The sequence below is a fragment of the Paraburkholderia aspalathi genome, from assembly GCF_900116445.1.
Lineage (GTDB): Bacteria > Pseudomonadota > Gammaproteobacteria > Burkholderiales > Burkholderiaceae > Paraburkholderia > Paraburkholderia aspalathi.
Genome location: NZ_FPBH01000004.1, coordinates 407,305 through 424,916, shown reverse-complemented (window position 1 = coordinate 424,916; position 17,612 = coordinate 407,305). Strand labels below are relative to the sequence as shown.

General features: G+C 56.0%; 16 protein-coding genes and 2 pseudogenes. 11 read left to right on the top strand and 7 right to left on the bottom strand.

The features are described 5' to 3' along the window. Positions 1-11: 11 nt before the first annotated feature. From BM438_RS09395 to BM438_RS09375, 5 genes are all read left to right on the top strand, one after another. Positions 12-857 carry a transporter substrate-binding domain-containing protein gene (locus BM438_RS09395; RefSeq protein WP_093633978.1) on the top strand — a complete coding sequence of 282 codons (846 nt, stop codon included), beginning with the start codon at positions 12-14 and terminating at the stop codon, positions 855-857. An 87-nt stretch (positions 858-944) separates the two neighbouring features. Beyond that, the gene (gene ehuC / locus BM438_RS09390) at positions 945-1,610 is read left to right on the top strand and encodes an ectoine/hydroxyectoine ABC transporter permease subunit EhuC (protein ID WP_093633977.1); all 666 of its coding nucleotides are present in this window, start codon (positions 945-947) and stop codon (positions 1,608-1,610) included. A gap of 2 nt (positions 1,611-1,612) precedes the next feature. Further along, positions 1,613-2,284 (top strand): ectoine/hydroxyectoine ABC transporter permease subunit EhuD, encoded by a 672-nt coding sequence (gene ehuD / locus BM438_RS09385; RefSeq protein ID WP_093633976.1) that lies wholly within the window; start codon positions 1,613-1,615, stop codon positions 2,282-2,284. Continuing rightward, positions 2,281-3,099, top strand: coding sequence for an ectoine/hydroxyectoine ABC transporter ATP-binding protein EhuA (gene ehuA / locus BM438_RS09380; protein WP_279630541.1), 819 nt, complete (start codon positions 2,281-2,283; stop codon positions 3,097-3,099). The genes ehuD and ehuA overlap by 4 nt, the downstream gene beginning before the upstream one ends. A 68-nt stretch (positions 3,100-3,167) precedes the next feature. Beyond that, positions 3,168-4,085 carry a DMT family transporter gene (locus tag BM438_RS09375; RefSeq protein ID WP_093633975.1) on the top strand — a complete coding sequence of 306 codons (918 nt, stop codon included), beginning with the start codon at positions 3,168-3,170 and terminating at the stop codon, positions 4,083-4,085. Positions 4,086-4,655: 570 nt separating this feature from the next. Here the strand turns inward: BM438_RS09375 and BM438_RS09370 are convergent. The 4 genes from BM438_RS09370 to BM438_RS09355 form a co-directional block, all read right to left on the bottom strand. Next, complete coding sequence (locus BM438_RS09370; RefSeq protein WP_093633974.1) at positions 4,656-5,801, bottom strand: porin; 1,146 nt, start codon at positions 5,799-5,801, stop codon at positions 4,656-4,658. A 147-nt stretch (positions 5,802-5,948) separates the two neighbouring features. Continuing rightward, the gene (locus BM438_RS09365) at positions 5,949-6,350 is read right to left on the bottom strand and encodes a dihydroneopterin aldolase (RefSeq protein ID WP_093633973.1); all 402 of its coding nucleotides are present in this window, start codon (positions 6,348-6,350) and stop codon (positions 5,949-5,951) included. A gap of 406 nt (positions 6,351-6,756) precedes the next feature. After that, positions 6,757-8,160: an aspartate aminotransferase family protein gene (locus tag BM438_RS09360; protein WP_093633972.1), complete on the bottom strand. Its 1,404-nt coding sequence runs from the start codon at positions 8,158-8,160 to the stop codon at positions 6,757-6,759. Between the two features lie 14 nt (positions 8,161-8,174). Continuing rightward, positions 8,175-9,653 carry an NAD-dependent succinate-semialdehyde dehydrogenase gene (locus BM438_RS09355; protein WP_093633971.1) on the bottom strand — a complete coding sequence of 493 codons (1,479 nt, stop codon included), beginning with the start codon at positions 9,651-9,653 and terminating at the stop codon, positions 8,175-8,177. A 133-nt stretch (positions 9,654-9,786) separates the two neighbouring features. Between BM438_RS09355 and BM438_RS09350 the strand changes: the two genes are divergently transcribed. After that, entirely contained in the window at positions 9,787-10,278 is a 492-nt protein-coding gene (locus BM438_RS09350; protein ID WP_093633970.1) for an Lrp/AsnC family transcriptional regulator, read from the top strand. A gap of 1,295 nt (positions 10,279-11,573) precedes the next feature. Here the strand turns inward: BM438_RS09350 and BM438_RS09345 are convergent. After that, the gene (locus BM438_RS09345) at positions 11,574-11,840 is read right to left on the bottom strand and encodes a hypothetical protein (protein WP_093633969.1); all 267 of its coding nucleotides are present in this window, start codon (positions 11,838-11,840) and stop codon (positions 11,574-11,576) included. Positions 11,841-12,369: 529 nt separating this feature from the next. Here BM438_RS09345 and BM438_RS09340 point away from each other — a divergent pair. The 3 genes from BM438_RS09340 (at position 12,370) to BM438_RS09330 (ending at position 15,210) form a co-directional block, all read left to right on the top strand. After that, the gene (locus BM438_RS09340; RefSeq protein ID WP_093633968.1) at positions 12,370-12,867 is read left to right on the top strand and encodes a toll/interleukin-1 receptor domain-containing protein; all 498 of its coding nucleotides are present in this window, start codon (positions 12,370-12,372) and stop codon (positions 12,865-12,867) included. Positions 12,868-12,936: 69 nt separating this feature from the next. Continuing rightward, entirely contained in the window at positions 12,937-14,373 is a 1,437-nt protein-coding gene (locus BM438_RS09335; RefSeq protein ID WP_093633967.1) for an SIR2 family protein, read from the top strand. A gap of 162 nt (positions 14,374-14,535) precedes the next feature. Further along, entirely contained in the window at positions 14,536-15,210 is a 675-nt protein-coding gene (locus BM438_RS09330; protein ID WP_093633966.1) for a TIR domain-containing protein, read from the top strand. A 369-nt stretch (positions 15,211-15,579) separates the two neighbouring features. Here BM438_RS09330 and BM438_RS09325 read toward each other — a convergent pair whose 3' ends face one another. Continuing rightward, positions 15,580-15,783: a cold-shock protein gene (locus BM438_RS09325; protein WP_093633965.1), complete on the bottom strand. Its 204-nt coding sequence runs from the start codon at positions 15,781-15,783 to the stop codon at positions 15,580-15,582. 641 nt (positions 15,784-16,424) lie between these two features. Between BM438_RS09325 and BM438_RS09315 the strand changes: the two genes are divergently transcribed. Continuing rightward, positions 16,425-16,739: a DUF4148 domain-containing protein gene (locus BM438_RS09315; RefSeq protein ID WP_093633963.1), complete on the top strand. Its 315-nt coding sequence runs from the start codon at positions 16,425-16,427 to the stop codon at positions 16,737-16,739. A gap of 204 nt (positions 16,740-16,943) precedes the next feature. Here BM438_RS09315 and BM438_RS09310 read toward each other — a convergent pair. Then, positions 16,944-17,141, bottom strand: a pseudogene (locus BM438_RS09310) (alanine racemase C-terminal domain-containing protein); the annotation flags it as partial. On the opposite strand from BM438_RS09310, the pseudogene BM438_RS46170 reads away from it, so the two are divergent. Beyond that, positions 17,130-17,398 (top strand): annotated as a pseudogene (locus tag BM438_RS46170) (transposase); the annotation flags it as partial. The pseudogenes BM438_RS09310 and BM438_RS46170 sit on opposite strands and share 12 nt — an antisense overlap. Positions 17,399-17,612: the final 214 nt, after the last annotated feature.

Below are 17,612 nucleotides of genomic sequence, written 5' to 3'. Positions count from 1 at the left end.
GGAGTGCAGCGATGCTAAAGACGTTCAAACGGACTGTAGTTGTCTTCGGCCTATTAACGGTTACGGCCGTTTCGCTGGCCCACGCCGGGCCACTGATGGACCGGATAAAATCCGGCCAGCCTGTCCGCATCGGGTTCGCGGCGGAGCCGCCGTTCGCTTATCCTGGCGATCACGGGGAGCCTTTGGGCTTCGCGAACGCCATTGCCGTCGGTGTCCTGAAGAAGATGGGTTACACGAATATTGAGCCGGTGGTGACTGACTGGGGTGCAATGATCCCCGGCTTGGTAGCGAAGCGCCTTGATATCGTCACCGGCGGGATGTACATCTTGTCAGACCGTTGCGCTAACATGGATTTCTCGAACCCGATCGGGCGCTTTGGAGACGCCTTCATCGTGCCAAAGGGCAACCCAAAAGGCATCAAAACGTATAAGGACGTCGTAGCCAAGCACGCGACGATCGTTACAGGTGTTGGGTATAACAACATTGGCGCCGCGAAAAAGGAGGGCGTGCCTGACGACCAAGTAATGAAAGTCCCGGGCGTGTCTGAGATTCTGGCAGCCGTTAAGTCCGGACGAGCGGACGCGGGCGCGTTGCCGGCGCTCGAGGCAAAACGGCTTGTTGATGCGGACCCTAGTGCTATTGACGCAACCGATTCCTCCGCTCTTCCTGACTGGACACTAAACTGGATTGGTATCGGCTTCAGACATGAAGACGACGACTTCAAGAAGGCTTTCAACGCAGCCTTGTCGAACTATCTCGGAAGTCCGGAAATGCTCGCGGCGGTCAAGCCATTTGAATACACAAAGGCGAACCTCCCCGGCGACGCGAAGACCGACTGGATCTGCAAAAATCGTTAGCCTCGAGGGCAGACAGTACTCGGCGGCATAACATTGTAACAACGGCGTCGATTGCACCGGCGCCGTTGACCAGTGAGATCAGCAACGATGAATTCGCACGATTTTTTGATTAAATACGCGCCTCGATTCGTCGAGGGGACTATCACAACCTTCGAACAGTTCTTTCTGGCAACAGGTGTTGCGGTGGTCCTCGCAATGACTGCGGGGGTAATGTTGCTGACCCCTTCCAGAATTATCCGGGGGACGGCAATCGCTTACGTTGAGCTGTTCCGTGGCACCTCTCTCCTCGTGCAGCTTTACTGGATTTTCTTCGCGATGCCAATCGTTGGACCATCGCTCGACAAGTTCACTGCAGGTTTTATTGCTGTGGGCTTGAACCTAGGAGCTTACGGTGCGAATCTCGTGAAGGGTGCAATCCTCGCTGTTCCACGTGGCCAGTGGGAGGCGTCTATTGCAATTAATATGTCTCTCCCTCGGCGAATGGTTCGGATAATCTTTCCGCAGGCGCTGGCAATTATGTTGCCCGCGTGGGGAAACCTCTTGATCGAACTGCTCAAGGCTACCGCTCTGGTAGCTCTGATATCGGTCACGGATCTCATGTTTGAGGTGCGTCAGATCAACAACGAAACATTCAAATCCGCAGAAGCATTCGGGACCGCTCTTATCATTTATTTCGTGATTGCCCGATTACTCATAACCCCGATAATGCGACGGTTTGAGAAACTCATGGCGGTGAAGATGGGGAGGGGTTAGCCATGGATGTCTGGAACTGGCGCTTCGCACTCGATATTCTTCCTCAGCTGATTAAAGCAACGGGGTCCACCGTGCTAGCCGCTATTGGGGGATATATTATCGCGACCGTTATTGGATTAATTTTTGCGTTGGTACTACGCTCGCGAATTCGACTGCTCACCGTTGCGGTTCGTGAGCTCGTGGAGTTTCTGCGATCGACGCCGTTGATCCTGCAAATCTTCTTCGTGTTTTACGTCGGTCCCGAGATTGGCATCCGGCTGTCCCCGTGGACATCGGGGATGATTGCCCTTGGCGCGCATTACGCAGCCTATCTATCAGAAGTGTATAGAGGTGGCATTGAAAGCGTTCCAAAAGGGCAATGGGAGGCCGCAAAGGCTTTGAATCTGTCGACGTTTCAGACCTATCGCCGGGTTGTACTACCGCAAGCGCTGCCCGCCTCTCTTTCCGGAATGGGCAACTACCTCGTCGGCATTCTCAAGGATACACCCATGCTCGCGGTTATCGGTGTCACCGAGCTTTTGCATGCGGCTTCAACGGTCGGTGGAGACACTTACAGGTATCTAGAACCCTACACCCTGGTGGGTCTGATCTTTCTGGCGCTCTCTCTGCCAACGGCATGGGGCTGCAACAGGCTGGAAAGAACCGTTCGTAAAATGCTGGGGCTCCAAAAATGAATGATGACATGTCGCAATATCCGCTTCGACTTGATGGACCTAACATCCCCATCGTGCGCTTCGCCAACGTCACAAAGCGTTATGGCGAGCTTACTGTGCTTGATAAGCTGAACCTGGACGTCACACCGGGTGAGACTGTTACTATTATCGGACCATCAGGCTCCGGGAAGACGACGGTTCTACGGGCCCTGATGACGCTTGAAACAATCAGCGGTGGAGTGATCTACGTGGACGGTGAACCACTGACCCATATGGAGAAGCGTGGAAGACTGGTACCGGCGGATAATGCGCATATGCGCCGGGTCCGTGCGAAAATAGGCATGTGTTTCCAGCAGTTCAATCTATTTCCGCACATGACGGCGCTCCAGAATTGTATGGAAGGCCTTGTACAGGTGCTCAAGATGCCACGCGGCGAAGCCAAGGACCGTGCCGAGTCCCTGCTCGAACGGGTGGGTATGGCCGAGAAGCGGGATCATAGACCCGCGCAGCTGTCTGGTGGCCAGCAACAGCGCGTCGCCATAGCGCGAGCTTTGGCAATGCGGCCGAAAATCATGCTGTTCGACGAAATAACGTCCGCCCTTGATCCTGAAGTGATTGGTGAGGTTACGAATGTAATTCGTTCTTTGAAGAGCGAACACAACCTGACGATGTTGATGGTCACACATCAAATGGGCTTCGCGAGAGACATCTCCGACCGGATATGCTTCTTCCACGGCGGCCGTATCGAAGAGGAAAACACCCCGCAGTTCTTGTTCGAGTCTCCAAGGACGCTCCGTACCCAGCAGTTTCTCCGCGCGGTGCGCGAAGCGATCTGACATGCCTACGTCCGCGTGTCGACTGTTCGCGCAGATGCAGGCCTATTACTGAGTGATTAGGAACGTCCTTGACTACGTCTGATGCACCGAACGCGGGTGGCGCGTCTCTTCTCGTTCCGTCCTCCCACCGGAACCGCTGGGCCCTTCCTGCTTTGATTCTAGGCGGTATCACCATTGGCGGTTCACCTATCTTTGTACGTCTTTCCGAGCTTGGCCCCATCGGAACCGCGTTCTGGCGTCTTGCACTGGCTCTTTATCCACTACTCTGGATGCATCGTCGCGCTTCGTCCGGCAATAGCCTCGGCAGGATCCCGCGTCAACTTTCGGAGCACTTCTTCGTAGCGTCGCCGGGCCTTGTTCTCGCGGCCGAACTCGTGAGCTGGCACACGTCGTTGCAATTTACGACTGTCGCTAATTCCACCTTGCTTGCCAATCTCGCGCCCATTTTTGTCGCTTTATTCAGCTGGCTTTTCCTGAAACAGAAGGTCAGTCTCACGGTTTTGATTGGACTGATAGTTTCCATCGCAGGAGTCGTCGTGCTGCAAGGTGCTCGCGGCCCTGGCGGCGACCTGAAAGGCGATGTCCTTGCCCTCCTTTCAGCCGTGCTGTACGCTGGCTACATAATCATTCTGGGCCGACTAAGAAAAACGTATGTTGCGACCACTATCATGCTTTGGAGCACGCTATCGGCTTCCGTCTGCACGTTGGTTTTAGCGTTTCTCGTTGACCCGATTATCTTCCCCAAAACGCTCTTCGGCTGGGCCGTGGTGGCAGGCCTTGCGTGGATTAGTCAAGCGGGCGGTCAGACGCTGATTGTCTATGCCCTCGCATGGCTCCCTCCGACATTTTCGTCGCTGACATTGCTTATCCAGCCGGTCGTTGCCGCTCTACTAGCGTGGCTGCTGCTGGGCGAGCATCTCACTTTTCTGCAGGCGGTCGGGAGCGTAATTGTGATATTTGGCGTCTTCCTCGCAAGCCGTCGCTGACCCGTTCCCGGGTTAAGACAGCCGCCTAACGCGCGTAGGCTCGGCAGCACCTTTAGAGTCAAACCATGAGGTCTAACGGCTGAGTGATTGATGACGTGAACGGTGAGCGGCCTGACCAACACATTCTTAAACTAACAAGCTTCAGGACGCTGCTGTCTATATCAGCACCGTCCGGTACGGTTGCCATCACGGAGCGAGGAACGTTCCTCCTTACAACGACGCCGGATACATTAGGGAGTGATCGGAGATTAGCGTTTCCGCTGTTTTGGCGACGGAAAGGAAATAGCCTCGCCAATACCCCCCGACGAATCTTGGGCACTCATCAAACTCTTCCTCCGCCGCCCTAACTATGACGCTCGCGGGCCCAAGCCCGAACTGGGACCGAATAACGCCTTGCTTGCGGGTGAACGACACTCGTGGCTTTAAATTGTCCAGCGACCGAATCACATCATCAGACGAGTTTAAACGATCGTAGCAAGCGCCAATTAGCTGCGCTGCTGCGATGCGCTCCCAGTGTTGAAAGCGCACGGCGGGACCGCGCGCGTGTCTAGCGCCGGCTGAATACCAACTTCAGAACTTGTGTCGAATGGCTGCACGGACGACGAACTGATTTCCGTTCGAAGAGACGCCGTCTGCACCGGGCACGTAGGCCACGTCGAGTACAGAGCCGGTGGCGTCGCCGCCAACGCGTTGATAAGCGCCCTGCAAGTAGACGTCGGTTCGCCTTGACAAGCTATAGTCCCCGGTTACGCCCACCATCTGGTAGTTGGGGTGCGATGTTTGTGTTGGCTGTTTGAGCGTGGCCCGAGTGTAGTAGTACATGACGCCGGCATAAAAAGCGGGCGTAAACTGATATTTTGCATTAACCTCGAAATTCTGGAAACGCAAATTTGAAGCGGCACCGCCCGTCGGTGTGATCGCCCCCACGTAAGCTGTACTGACTGGATCCGCGACATCCGTATTGGTGTAGGTAAAGCCCACGGTCGCCTGGTCGATGGTGTACGATACACCAGCTCCGAAGATGCGCAGACGCCTGCCCAAGAAGTTCTCGTCGCCGGCGTTCGTTATTGCCCCTCCCGCGGTGGAAGATGGATTGTTTGCTTGAAGGTAAGCGGCCGCGAGAAGTAGGCCGCCATTCGTATAGCTTGCGCCAGCACTGTATTGCCGGTTGTTGGCGAAGTTTGTCGAATTGGAGAAACTGTAGGTTCCACCGAACTGCAAACCGGCAAACGTCGGGCTCGTGTATTTCAACGTGTTGTTCACGCGGAAGGTATTATCGGTGTTGTCGTTATCGTACGGGTGCGAGAAAAGGTATCCAGCCCAGGTCGCGTTCGCCGTCGTCTGAGCCAGATAGTCGACCACAGAGTCGTACTGACGGCCCACAGTGATTACGCCGTATGTAAGGCTAGAGAGCCCAACATACGCTTGACGACCGAACATCAGTCCGCCTTGACCGAGCCGACCGCTATTAACATCGAATCCGTTTTCTAGCTGGAAGACAGTCTTCACGCCTCCGCCCAGGTCCTCCGCTCCTTTCAATCCCCATCGGCTGCCTTGAAGATACCCGCTTTGCAGCGAGTAACTCTTGTTTCCCCCAACGTTATTAGTGAAGTCAAACCCTTCATCAATCACACCATAGAGTGTTACCGTGCTTTGGGCTTGTGCTGCGGAGGAAAGTATTGCTAACGACGCCACGGCAATTATTTTTGACTTCATTTAGATTCCCTAGCTGTTGAGTTGAAACGCCTTTCATGTAGTACAACGAACGTCCAATTCGCACTTTCACGAAGTGGATGATTCTCTTGCGCATCTAGTGATGCAGGGGTAAGTGGCTTTCAGACATTGGCGGGGCGACTCGCACGCTCAGGCAAGTTCGCTTTTTATGCGGAAGACTTGAACGCCCACCGCCTCACAGTCGGTATAGACCTCGGTCTTCTCTGTCGAAACTACCGCGGCACGGACCTTCGGATGCTCGAGAAATGAGGCAGCGATCTCATCACATAACGTTTCCTGTAAATTGATGTGACCGCGTTTCACACGCTCAGTGATCGTCGAACGCATAAAGTCGTAGTCGACTACCTCGCAGAGCTGGTCGGCGACTGGTGTCGATAGTTCCAGGGGTACAAATAGTTCAACGTTGAACACGACCCGCTGCTCGCCATGTTTCTCAAATTCATGTGCGCCGATATTGATGCGCTTTTCGTAGTTGCGCAGGAAAAGTCGACGGCAATCGTACAACCGGGGATGAAGCAGTGCGGCATACATGATCTCGTCCAATGGTTATCTGGGGCGTGTCTCGAATTGTCGAGGGTGGGGGTCCCCTACATCATGTGGATGACGCCACAATCCTGACGCTCATAGGCGCAAGTCCAGGTGGGCTCCATAAGGATGATTCACGCAGTGGCACTGGAGTCGTCGGCGACACCTCGATACGCGCCGCGCTTTCTGCATTGGGTTGCATAGTGGCGGAAGCCTGCGTCCGATCAACATGTAACCGGGCCGATCCGGCGTCCGATACGACTACCCCCGGCATCAACGTCGCTACGAGCCCACGTGCGGCGGCATGGTCGCCCGCATATGGAAGAAGCCGATTTTGTTTTGCAGTACGCGCTGTGCGTTAATGCAGTCCGGGACACCCGCCGAGGTGTCCCGTCTGACAAAGGCCCCCGCTTTAGATGGCCGCACCCTCCCGAACAAGTTCATCCATGACTTGTCGTACGGCGGCAGATGCGATATCCACGATCTCGTCGATCTCGTCCTTTGTGGTGACCAGGGGCGGTGCAAATCCGAGGATGTCGCCATGCGGCATTGCGCGGGCGATCAAGCCCCGATCGCGTGCTGCCTTTGAAACGCGGGCACCGACCTTGAGGTGGGGATCGAAACGGACCTTATTCGCTGGATCGGAGACGAACTCAACCGCACCCATGAGACCTACGCCACGAACTTCACCGACTATCGGAAGCTTCGCGAACTCAGTATCAAGTCGGTCCTGGAAATAAGCTCCGACATGGCGTGCGTTGGCGGGAAGGTCCTCTTTCTCGACAATATCCAAAACCGCATTCGCTGCGGCAGCACCGATCGGGTGGCCAGAGTAGGTGTAGCCATGAGAAAACGCACCGACTTTGTCGGCTCCGTCTTCAAGAACCCTGTAGACCTTATCACTTACGATCGAGCCGGACAGTGGGAAGTAAGCTGAAGTCAAACCTTTCGCCACGGTGATCAGGTCAGGTTCGACACCATACTTTTCCGAACCAAACATGGCTCCGGTGCGACCAAATCCGGTGATGACCTCGTCCGCGATCAGGAGGATGTCGTATTTCCTCAAAACCGCTTGGATTGCCGCCCAATATCCTTCTGGCGGCGGGGTAATGCCGCCCGTCCCCAATACCGGCTCGCCGATGAATGCTCCGATTGTGTCGGGACCTTCACGGACGATCAAGGCCTCCAGCTCCGCCGCTCGCCGAGCAGAGAAGGCGATTTCCGACTCCCCTTTTTCTGCGCCCCAGTAATGATGAGGGACGCCGGTATGAATGACGCCCGACAAGGGAAGATCCATGTGGTCGTGATAGAAGCTCATCCCCGTCATCGAACCGGAAATGACACTGCAGCCATGATAGCCGCGCTGCCGGGATATGATTTTTTTCTTGGCAGGCTTGCCGCGAAGGTTGTTGTAATACCAGACGAGCTTGGCGTTCGTTTCGTTTGCGTCCGAGCCTGACATCCCGTAGAAGATCTTGCTCATCTTGCCAGGAGCCATCTTGACGAGGCGATCAGATAGGGTCGCAAGTTCTTCGGTAGTGTGCGCCGCGTATGTATGGTAATACGCGAGGCGGTGAGCCTGTCTCGAGATAGCCTCCGCTACCTCCGTTCGTCCGTAGCCGATATTCACGCAGTAGAGACCAGCGAAGCCGTCAATGTATTCTCGCCCAGTGGCATCCTTGATCCGGATGCCCTTGGCTGTCTCCACGATGGTTGGGTCGCCGGCCTTGCCGGTGGCGAAGTCTTTCAACTGTGTGAATGGGTGAAGGACCGACGCTTGGTCGAGCGCCGAGATTTCCGCGATGTTGATGGTCATATCGATGGTTCCAATTAGGCGGCCACTTGGCCGATGCAGACATATTTGGCTTCGAGGTATTCAAGAATGCCGTGACGCGATCCTTCTCTTCCAAGGCCGGACTGTTTCCAACCACCGAACGGAATAGGCGGCCCGGTGAACTTTGCGGTGTTAACAGCCACCATCCCGTATTCGAGGCTGCTAGTTAAGCGCATCGCTCGCCCGAGGTCAGCGGTATAAACGTAGGCCGCAAGTCCCATTTCGCTGTTGTTCGCACGCTCGACGATTTCAGCTTCGGTATCAAAGGGCAAGATCGCAGCAACAGGGCCGAACGTCTCCTCTTGTGCAATTTGCATTTCGTCAGTGACGTTCGAGAGCACGGTTGGAGTGACGAAATTGGCTCCGAGCTCGCTAGGCGTGCCGCCAGCGGCAAGCGTCGCACCTGCGGAGAGTGCCTGCGATATTTGCTCGATGCACTTTCGTGCCACGGTGTCACGAGTCATCGGTCCTATGTCTACGTTTGGTTCGAGACCGTGACCGACCTTCAATTGCTCGGTCGCTCGAGAGAAGGCCTTGACAAACGCATCGTAGATACCGCGCTGCACGTAGATCCTGTTGGCAGCCAGACAATCTTGGCCGGACGTGGCGAACTTCGCAGCAATACAGCCCGCCACGACTGATTCCAGTTCAACATCGTTGAAAACGATAAATGGAGCGTGTCCCCCCAACTCGAGCGATGCCTTCTTAACAGTCTGCGCCGCCTGCCCAAGCAGGATGCGCCCTACTTGCGTCGACCCGGTAAAAGAAAATGCACGCACATGCGGATGGTCAAGCAACCGTCTTGCTAGTGGCGCTGCTTCTCCCGTAATCACCTGTAGTACACCGGACGGAATCCCTGCCTCGTGACCGAGCTTAGCCAAGGCTAGGGCAGACAACGGCGTTTCCGGCGCAGGCTTGACGATCATTGAGCAGCCCGCAGCCAGAGCAGCGCCCGCTTTCCTAGTGATCATTGCGCAAGGGAAGTTCCACGGCGTGATCGCTGCCGTTACGCCGACCGGATGCAGTTCGACAAAGAGCTTGCTTCCGGGCAAATGGCTTGGAATCGTCTCTCCATACGCGCGCTCGCCTTCCGCTGCAAACCAGTCGAGGAACGATGCCGCATACGCAACCTCGCCGCGGGCCTCGGGCAGTGGCTTGCCCTGTTCGGCCGTCATGATTACCGCGAGATCTTCGGCGTTACTACGCAGAAGGTTAGCCCAGGAACGGAGAACAGCGCCGCGGGCGAGCGGCGTCTGCGCTCGCCAACGGATGAAGGCGCTACGAGCGGTTGCAATGGCCTCGTCAACCACCGCTTCGGGACAAGAAGCAACATTGACGAGGTGCTCACCTGTCGCGGGATCGATCACTGGAAGTGTGACGTCACATTCGATCCACTCGCCACCGACATAGGCTCGGCGTTCGAGGAGGTCTGGGCGTTTGAGCCGATTCAAAGCTAATGCTGCAACACCTTTCATTAACGACTCCATAGCTGCAAGATGATAGTGAACCTCTGCAATTTACCCCGGCCAAGAAGCTGGTTGACCGCGTTGTTATCACTTGCTAGGCTTAAAGTTGGCAAACGCATGTCTCAATACGCGGAAAAACTGCATGGCATCACTCGACAAAATCGACGCGGCAATTTTGGCCAGAATCCAGGACAATAATCGGCTGACGTCCGAGGAACTGGGCAACATCGTCAACCTCTCGCCATCTGCCTGCCAACGGCGGCTGAAGCGTCTTCGGGCGGAAGGGGTGATCGAATCGGAGGTCGCGATCGTCTCGCCCAAAGCTCTCGGCAGAGCCATAACAATGGTGGTTTTGGTGTCTCTCGAACGCGAACGGTCGGACATCGTCGACCGCTTCAAGACCGCGCTGCGCACGACGCGCGAGGTGATGATGGGGTTTTATGTCACAGGGGATGCTGATTTTATGCTTGTGGTCACAGCAAAAAGCATGGAAGACTACGAGCAGTTCACCCGACGGTTTTTCTATGAAAACCCCGACATCAAGGGCTTCAAGACGATGGTCGTCATGGATCGCGTAAAAGCAAGTTTTGGATTTCCGATCGATCCGGGGGATCCCATGTTCGGCGATGACTGAGGCGGATCGTGTCTTGCCAGCAAGCATAAGCTCGGGACATTTGTGGCGGGATTGCCAACCCCGGCGTCACATAGTCGTCGTGTTATCTGTTTCTTAGAGACCTGGCCTTGGGGCGGCAAAACCGTGATCCATGAAGCCCTGCCCAGCGGAAAGAAGCGCTGGTGCGCCATATGATGCCGCCAGAAAATGCGCTCGTTTTCGGCGCGGGCCAGAGAAACGAGTTTTACGGAACAGACGCTCTACGCGTAGCGCGGACAGACGAGCTAAGCGATTTCATAACGCACTGAGAGTGCCCGTCTGCGGCATACAAAAGCACTGCGATGTCTGGGGATGCGCGTCCGCCTACGCGGCACTGCCAACCCCAGCGCCTCGCTGAACTCCCCTCGACCCGCGAAATATCCGGGCCACCAGTGCTTGGAGGGAGCTGCGCCGCCAGCGAAGCGCCGCTCAGGAATCGACCATAATCCCCGCGCTACAGCAAGCGAAGACCCAATCATTCGGACACGTGGGCGGAGAATCCCAAAGCCCCCTTCCGTAGAGAGAAGGAAAGTCGCCCCCAAAAGCGAAGTAATTTCGTCAAATCGCATTTGGTGTGATTCTCCTACGAGCTAGGGGCCAATCATTGGAGGCGCTTATCCAGGAGCAGACGCCCCTGACACTCCATGCCCTACGCGCTGCACGTCGGGATCAACAAGGCCCCCTGATGCATAACGCAGGCTCTATCGTGGCCATTTTGTTCAGTAGTAGTTCGAAGCGTTTGTGCTTGTTAAATTCTAGAGGGAAATCGACGACGCATCGTGTTCCTGGACCGCCATGAAGGCGCGCCCCGTCTCTGACGCCTTTCCCGTAGTATCCGAATCGATTGCTGCTCGTGCGGTGCATGGCCCGCGCCTGTAAAGGGTCGACCCTCACCTGAGCCTCAGACCGAACCCATCGTACCGACCGGCGTCGCGTGGGCGCGGCACAGTGAGCGGCTCGAGGATCAAGGAGAACCGACCAAGAAGCCCACCTCGCGGAGCCGATGCGATGATCTCGGGCGAAGGGGAATAATTACTGCGCCCTGTCCTGGCGGGCATTGACCGGTGACGACATTACTTCGCTCTACGCCACGCATGAACCAAGTTTCTGGGCATTTTGCGCTCGGGCGACGAAATGCAGCGTTTGTTTTCGATTTGAACGCTTGACGCTTCGCTCAGAACAATATGGCCCCTTGGCCGGCAGGTTGAGCCGCTCGGGATATGTCGCAGAAATATCAGCCGCGTGTACCGGCAAGCAGCGGCGCAGATGCGACGAACTCAAAGATCCGTGCCAGTCATCTCAATGCGCTCTCCGCTGTCAGGCGATATTTTGCGTTCCGCCGCGCCCACTAGCCTTTGCTTGCTGAGCTCAAACGCGAGCAGCAGCTGCGTCGGGCTATCGTCCGCCGCGCCGAGGTATTCGCGAACGACCGCGGGTCCGAGCCTGAAGGCGTGGTATCCCCAACCAAAGGCGTACGCGGAGAACCACAGAGTTGACTTCGAGACGACGATTGGGGTTGTCAGATTGATGTGTGACAAGTCCATGGCGTCGCTCCCCAGATTCGTAGTAGACGGCTTTGATTGTCCCACAACACGGTTTTGTTGTCGGGGTCCGGCGACTTCACGCCACAACGGTTAACCGCCACGTCCTTCGGCGCGATGATCGATGCCGGGCTTGGCGTGTGACAGTGCCTCGGGGCCATGAGCGGCATAGTAGCGGCGAAAAAGCCCCGTCGCCGGTCACTGCAAACCGGCGATCGAACTATCATCCGGGGCAGCGGGCGTGATCGTGAGAGCCGATGACGTCGGCCCTTTCATAAAAGCGCATTTGCTTCCTGTTTTTACCGATTGCCGTTATAGTTGGCAAATTCTTCTACTTCTGCAATCTGGGCCAATGCGTCGCGATGCCGTCATCTGCAAAAGGCATGGCCGGGTCGTTGCGCGAGGGAATGCGGCGTCGTGCGCAACGCGGAGTGTGAGAGACCAAAACCGTGTACTTCGACTCTCGTTTGCAGTGAGCCGTTCAGCATAGCTGCGCGCAACGCTCGGCTCCTTTCGATAACGCCTGTTTCAAATGCCAATCACACAAAACGTGCTCCGTCGAGCGGCGCAAACCTCGCCGTTCTTCAAAAGCTTTTCCCATCTTCCGGGCCAACCAACAGCGTTTCTTTGTCATAGCCATCTCGATCGCATTCTTGCTGAGGGGCTTCAGCATTTGCTAAAGGACCAGGGCTGGAACCTCTACATCGACTGGCAAGACCACGAGATGCCTCCCACGCCGAATCGTGAGACTGCCTGCCGCATCCAACTGGGTATCGGTGCTTCGGACTGGTTTCTGTTCCTTGCGACGGAAAGCTCGACGGCGTCGCGCTGGTGTCCATGGGAAATTGGCTTTGCGGATGGTAGGAAGGATGTCAACAGAATTGTCGTCATACCCACGGTAGATGATCGTGGGCGTCATTATGGAAACGAGTATCTGCAGCTTTACAGGCATGTGGAACCCACAGCTTTGGGCCGATTGCAGTTTTTCGAACCGGGCGCCATCCTGGGCAAGGCACTCGGTTCACTGTAGCGACCGAAGGATCCAGCGCCCTACCGTCACTCCGACAAAAAGACAACAACAAACGAAGGTCTGAAAAAGATGGCATTCAGCAGGGAAATTGAAGCATTCGCCAAGGAGTTTGCGGCCGACATCAGCAACAACTCGGCGGCAATTTTCGCCGGTGCAGGCATGTCGAAGGGGGCGGGATACGTGGATTGGGCAGAACTACTCCACGATATTGCGGAAGAGCTGGGCTTGGACGTCAAGCTGGAGCATGACCTAATTTCAGTGGCGCAGTTCCATGTGAACCAGCTTCAGAACTCGGCGAAGCTGACGCGCAAAATCGTCGAAGAGTTTGCCGAGCAGGCTGAGTCTACCGATACGCACGAAATTCTCGCGCGTCTGCCCATTGGTACCTACTGGACCACGAATTACGACACGCTGATTGAAGACTCGCTTCGTGAGGCGTCGAAGGTCGCCGACGTCAAGTCGGACGTTGAGCAGCTCAATACGACGCGTCCCAAGCGTGACGCTGTCGTTTACAAGATGCACGGGTCGGTCACTCACGCGTCGAAAGCTATTCTGTACAAGCAGCAGTATGAGCAGTATCACAGGACACATGAACCGTTCGTGACGGCGCTCAGTGGCGACCTTGTATCGAAGACATTCCTATTTATCGGCTTCAGTTTCACCGATCCGAACCTTGACTACGTCCTCAGCCGACTCCACACGGGAGCCAAGAGGAATCACTACTGCTTTATGAAGCGCGAAATCGAATCCGCGGGCGATGATGCGGAGACGGCCCGATACAAGATACGAAAGCAGGAACTGCGCATCCAAGATCTGAAGCGATTTGGAATTCAGACGCTTCTTATCAACAAACATGAGGATATCCCTAAAATCCTGCGTGCGATCGAAGCGCGCTTCCTTAAGAAAACGGTCTTCATTGGGGGAAGCGCTGAGGAATTCGGCGACTGGGACCGCAACGATGCGCTCAATTTCATCCACAGCCTTTCCGCTCAACTGGTTGGGAACGGCTACCGGGTCGTGAGCGGGTTTGGTTGGGGCGTTGGCAGTGCGGTCATCAATGGTGCACTTGAGACCATCTACGACAACCCCGAAAAGTTCTCCGAAGACCAACTCCTCATGCGGCCGTTTCCGCAGGTGGCAAGCAAGGGAACGGAGCTTGCCACTCTCTGGAAACAGTATCGCCAACGGATGTTGTCTCTTGCCGGTGTGGCTATTTTTGTGTTTGGCAACAAGCTTGACCCGAATGACAAAGGCAAGATTGTCAATGCTAACGGGATGATTGCTGAATTTGATATAGCCATGGAGAAGGGCGCGATTCCTGTGCCAATCGGCGCAACCGGCTTTGCTGCTCGTGACATCTGGGAGACAGTGATGGCACAGCCAGCGAAGTATTATGCTGAACACGACTGGTTGCCGCCCCTCGTTGAGAAGCTGGGAGAATCAGAACTTCCCCCGCAGGAACTGGTCAGGACGCTACTGACAATTGTGGATAGGTTGAATAAATAAGCAGCGAATTGTGCGAATGCCATGCTGCCTCGCCGGCGGCTAGCGTTCGTACCCGCACAAACGATATGTCGCGCCGACCTCGCGACATTCAATCCGATTAACAAGTCTGACCACGACCGTGGACCAGTGAAGAATCAACGATAAGAAAGGAAGCTGCTCGACATGGGACGCAAGATATTCGTTTCGTACAAGTACGCCGATGGGGACGTGCGGGTTCTGAATAGCGACGCCTTAACTACCGCTCGTCGATATGTGGACGCGCTGGATGACATCCTTGCGGACGAGGATCACATCTTCAAGGGAGAGGATGATGAAAATAATCTGAGCGAGCTAACTGACGCAACGATCGAGGAGAAGCTGCGAGACAGAATCTACGACAGCACGCTTACGATAGTACTGATCTCAAAAGGTATGAAGGCTCACGGCACACCGGAGAAGAAGCAGTGGATACCGTGGGAGATATCGTATTCACTTCGTCAGCAGCCGCGCAATGGACGCACGAAGGGGGTGAATGCAGTGCTTGCGGTGGTCCTGCCCGATCGGCAGGGAAGTTATGGCTATTACATCACTGAAAAGTCGTGTCCGTCGTGTGAATGCCGTACGCTGAACACGCCGACGCTCTTCAACATTCTCTCGAAGAATATGTTCAATGTAAAGAACCCTCAACACAGCGATTGCGACCAGCATTCAACTGGATTGAAGCCGTATCTGGGAGAACCCTCGTACATCTATTCGGCTAAATGGGACGACTTCGAGAGCGATCCAAACAAATATATTGAGAGGGCTTACAGGATACGCGATAACTCCGATGATTTTGACATTGTGAAAAATCTTTGACTTGTAATCTTTCTGCCGTCCCGACGCGTCGGGCTCGCTTCGACGTGATGCTGTCCGGTCGTCTGGCAATTCACCTGAAACGCGGCAGCCGTCCGATCGGAGGCGGCTGTTCGAGCATTTGCTGCATGACTCGGACAGTGCGGCTCGATCGAGGGGTAGCGAGCACCGATGTCGCCGGCTGCCGGGAGGACAGGCGGATAGCTCATGGTTGCGCAGGCGATCTGTGCGTAGGTCCGTCAGCCAGATGCCGAATTCTCGGCCGCCCGAACGGTTCCTACTGCATTAGAAGAGGGACGGGAAATGGGCCTAGCCTACCTCATAACTGTCGAAGGGCGTCGTACCGCGGCGACGCCCGCCAGCTTCAACGCATCAAAGCGGCTGGATGTTGGCTGCCTGCTTGCCCTTTGGGCCCTGTTTCACCTCGAAGCTGACCTTTTGGCCTTCCTGGAGCGACTTAAAACCGCCAGCCCGAATTTCGGAGAAATGCGCGAAGAGGTCGTCGCCGCCGTCGTCCGGAGAGATGAAGCCGAAGCCCTTTGCGTCGTTAAACCACTTCACAGTACCGGTTGCCATTTTGTTGGTTGCTCCAAAATCGGTGGTTAAAGTCAGATTATTCAAAAGGCGTCGACGGTGCCTTGCGGAACGCGCGACACCGTGATCTTACCTTACAGACCATGAAAAAATGATTGCGTCAAGCATCCGTTTCTTGACGCGGGAAGGTTCATCAGGGCGGGCGCTTCAGGGCCGAAAAGATACGCATTCGCGTGATACGAAAGAGAAGAGCATTCGGATTTGACAACATCGCGCCGCTTGTGGGTCCGGCAGTGGCAACTGAAACGGCTATCGTCCGCTTAACCAGCTCTCCTTGCATCCATGGCCGACCCGGAACGACGCTTGCTCGAGTAAGGCAAATTCACAAAAGGAGCTTTGCCGTGGCCGAACAGCACAAACCGGCGAGAAGTTTCAGACCTCCGGAATTTACAAGGTCATCGAAGATCGCGACGGCGCCTCCGGCTTCGAAGTGACGTGTGTCGAAGGCGAGCATTTTCCGCCCACGCGCAGCGGCAAGGGTGCGCACTACGAGTTGGTTCATGGCGCGACCCACTCTCACAAGCACACCGAACTCGGCAGCGGCGACCAATCGACCACTTGAGGGCGAAACGCCGGCCGGGGTGGCGCGCTATCGGCCGGCCGGTGCTTTTCAGGAGAAGACCATGACGAATGCGCCCAGAACGGCGCTGATAATTCCGGCTGTGGTGCTTCTGCTTGCCGGCTGTGTCGTCGGCGGCGCCCCGTATGCCGTGCCGTATGCCGGGCCGCATCTCAGCCCGACAGAATGCCGCGATCTGGCGGCGCTCAAGACCAACGCGCCGCCGACGATGGCGCAGCATCAAAGCGAACTGGCCGCCCTGAGGAAAGCTGGTTATGACCCGTCCCCGTGGTACGACGATCCGTATTACCCCGATGACCTGCAAGCGGCACAGCGCTTGGTCGACTATTGGTTTCAGACCGAATGCCGGCATGGATGACAGTCGCGACGCCAGAGCACGCTCCCTTCGCGCTCGCCGGCTTCCTTCGGACCGCAGCACAGTTGGACGCCGGCTTCCAACTCGTGCGTCCCGGCGACCGCAGCGGCGTCAGCTTGCGCACCACGCGTGTGAGATTGCGCGTTTAGAGGAATCACTCTAATTAAAAGGACTGCCGGTGTTATTTTTCCTTTTTTGGATTTGAAAATATCGGGCCTTCCCCGCCGACGATGCGACGTCGTCAATCTTGACTGTATTGCCCCAGAGTTCGACCTTCGAGCCAATGCCGGCATTCGGGCACGGTGTCAAATCCACGGTCGGCATGTCCATGGAAACACGCCCGACTGTGCGGGTTATGATCCCCTCGACTGGGATCGGAGTGCCGGTTGGCGCATGTCGCGGGTAACGAAGAGAACCCGGCGCACGCACTCAGCGGCGTTCAAGGCGAAGGTGCCACTGGCAGTTGTATGCGGCGAGCGCACGCTTGCAGAACTGGCGCAGCAGTTTGAGGTTCATCCGAACCAGATCACAGAATGGAAGCGGCAGTTGCAGGAACGGGCGGGCGATGTGTTCGGCGCGGCGGCGCGCCCGTCAATGAGCCCCCGGTGGATCTGAAGACGCTTCACGCAAAGATCGGCCAATTGGCGCTGGAGAATGATTTTTCATATGGCCTGTTTTTGCAAGCAGCACGAGCGTAGCTCTCGCTGCCGCGATCCCGAACATCAACGTATCCGGCCGGATTGGTAACGCGGCACACGGGCTGTCTATCGACGATGGATCAAGCTCATATCCGCGGGCTGGTCACCGCATTTCATCTTTCCGTCACGAGGCTGCCTCGCTCTTAACCACGGAGACCACTCCGTCGCGTGCGCACAA

What these genes read in the sequence shown, in the direction of transcription:
- BM438_RS09395 (WP_093633978.1), top strand. Translation starts at nt 12, where the DNA reads ATGCTAAAGACGTTCAAACGGACTGTAGTTGTCTTCGGCCTATTAACG.
- ehuC (WP_093633977.1), top strand. Translation starts at nt 945, where the DNA reads ATGAATTCGCACGATTTTTTGATTAAATACGCGCCTCGATTCGTCGAG.
- ehuD (WP_093633976.1), top strand. Translation starts at nt 1,613, where the DNA reads ATGGATGTCTGGAACTGGCGCTTCGCACTCGATATTCTTCCTCAGCTG.
- ehuA (WP_279630541.1), top strand. Translation starts at nt 2,281, where the DNA reads ATGAATGATGACATGTCGCAATATCCGCTTCGACTTGATGGACCTAAC.
- BM438_RS09370 (WP_093633974.1), bottom strand. Translation starts at nt 5,801, where the DNA reads ATGAAGTCAAAAATAATTGCCGTGGCGTCGTTAGCAATACTTTCCTCC.
- BM438_RS09365 (WP_093633973.1), bottom strand. Translation starts at nt 6,350, where the DNA reads ATGTATGCCGCACTGCTTCATCCCCGGTTGTACGATTGCCGTCGACTT.
- BM438_RS09360 (WP_093633972.1), bottom strand. Translation starts at nt 8,160, where the DNA reads ATGACCATCAACATCGCGGAAATCTCGGCGCTCGACCAAGCGTCGGTC.
- BM438_RS09355 (WP_093633971.1), bottom strand. Translation starts at nt 9,653, where the DNA reads ATGAAAGGTGTTGCAGCATTAGCTTTGAATCGGCTCAAACGCCCAGAC.
- BM438_RS09350 (WP_093633970.1), top strand. Translation starts at nt 9,787, where the DNA reads ATGGCATCACTCGACAAAATCGACGCGGCAATTTTGGCCAGAATCCAG.
- BM438_RS09345 (WP_093633969.1), bottom strand. Translation starts at nt 11,840, where the DNA reads ATGGACTTGTCACACATCAATCTGACAACCCCAATCGTCGTCTCGAAG.
- BM438_RS09340 (WP_093633968.1), top strand. Translation starts at nt 12,370, where the DNA reads ATGCCAATCACACAAAACGTGCTCCGTCGAGCGGCGCAAACCTCGCCG.
- BM438_RS09335 (WP_093633967.1), top strand. Translation starts at nt 12,937, where the DNA reads ATGGCATTCAGCAGGGAAATTGAAGCATTCGCCAAGGAGTTTGCGGCC.
- BM438_RS09330 (WP_093633966.1), top strand. Translation starts at nt 14,536, where the DNA reads ATGGGACGCAAGATATTCGTTTCGTACAAGTACGCCGATGGGGACGTG.
- BM438_RS09325 (WP_093633965.1), bottom strand. Translation starts at nt 15,783, where the DNA reads ATGGCAACCGGTACTGTGAAGTGGTTTAACGACGCAAAGGGCTTCGGC.
- BM438_RS09315 (WP_093633963.1), top strand. Translation starts at nt 16,425, where the DNA reads ATGACGAATGCGCCCAGAACGGCGCTGATAATTCCGGCTGTGGTGCTT.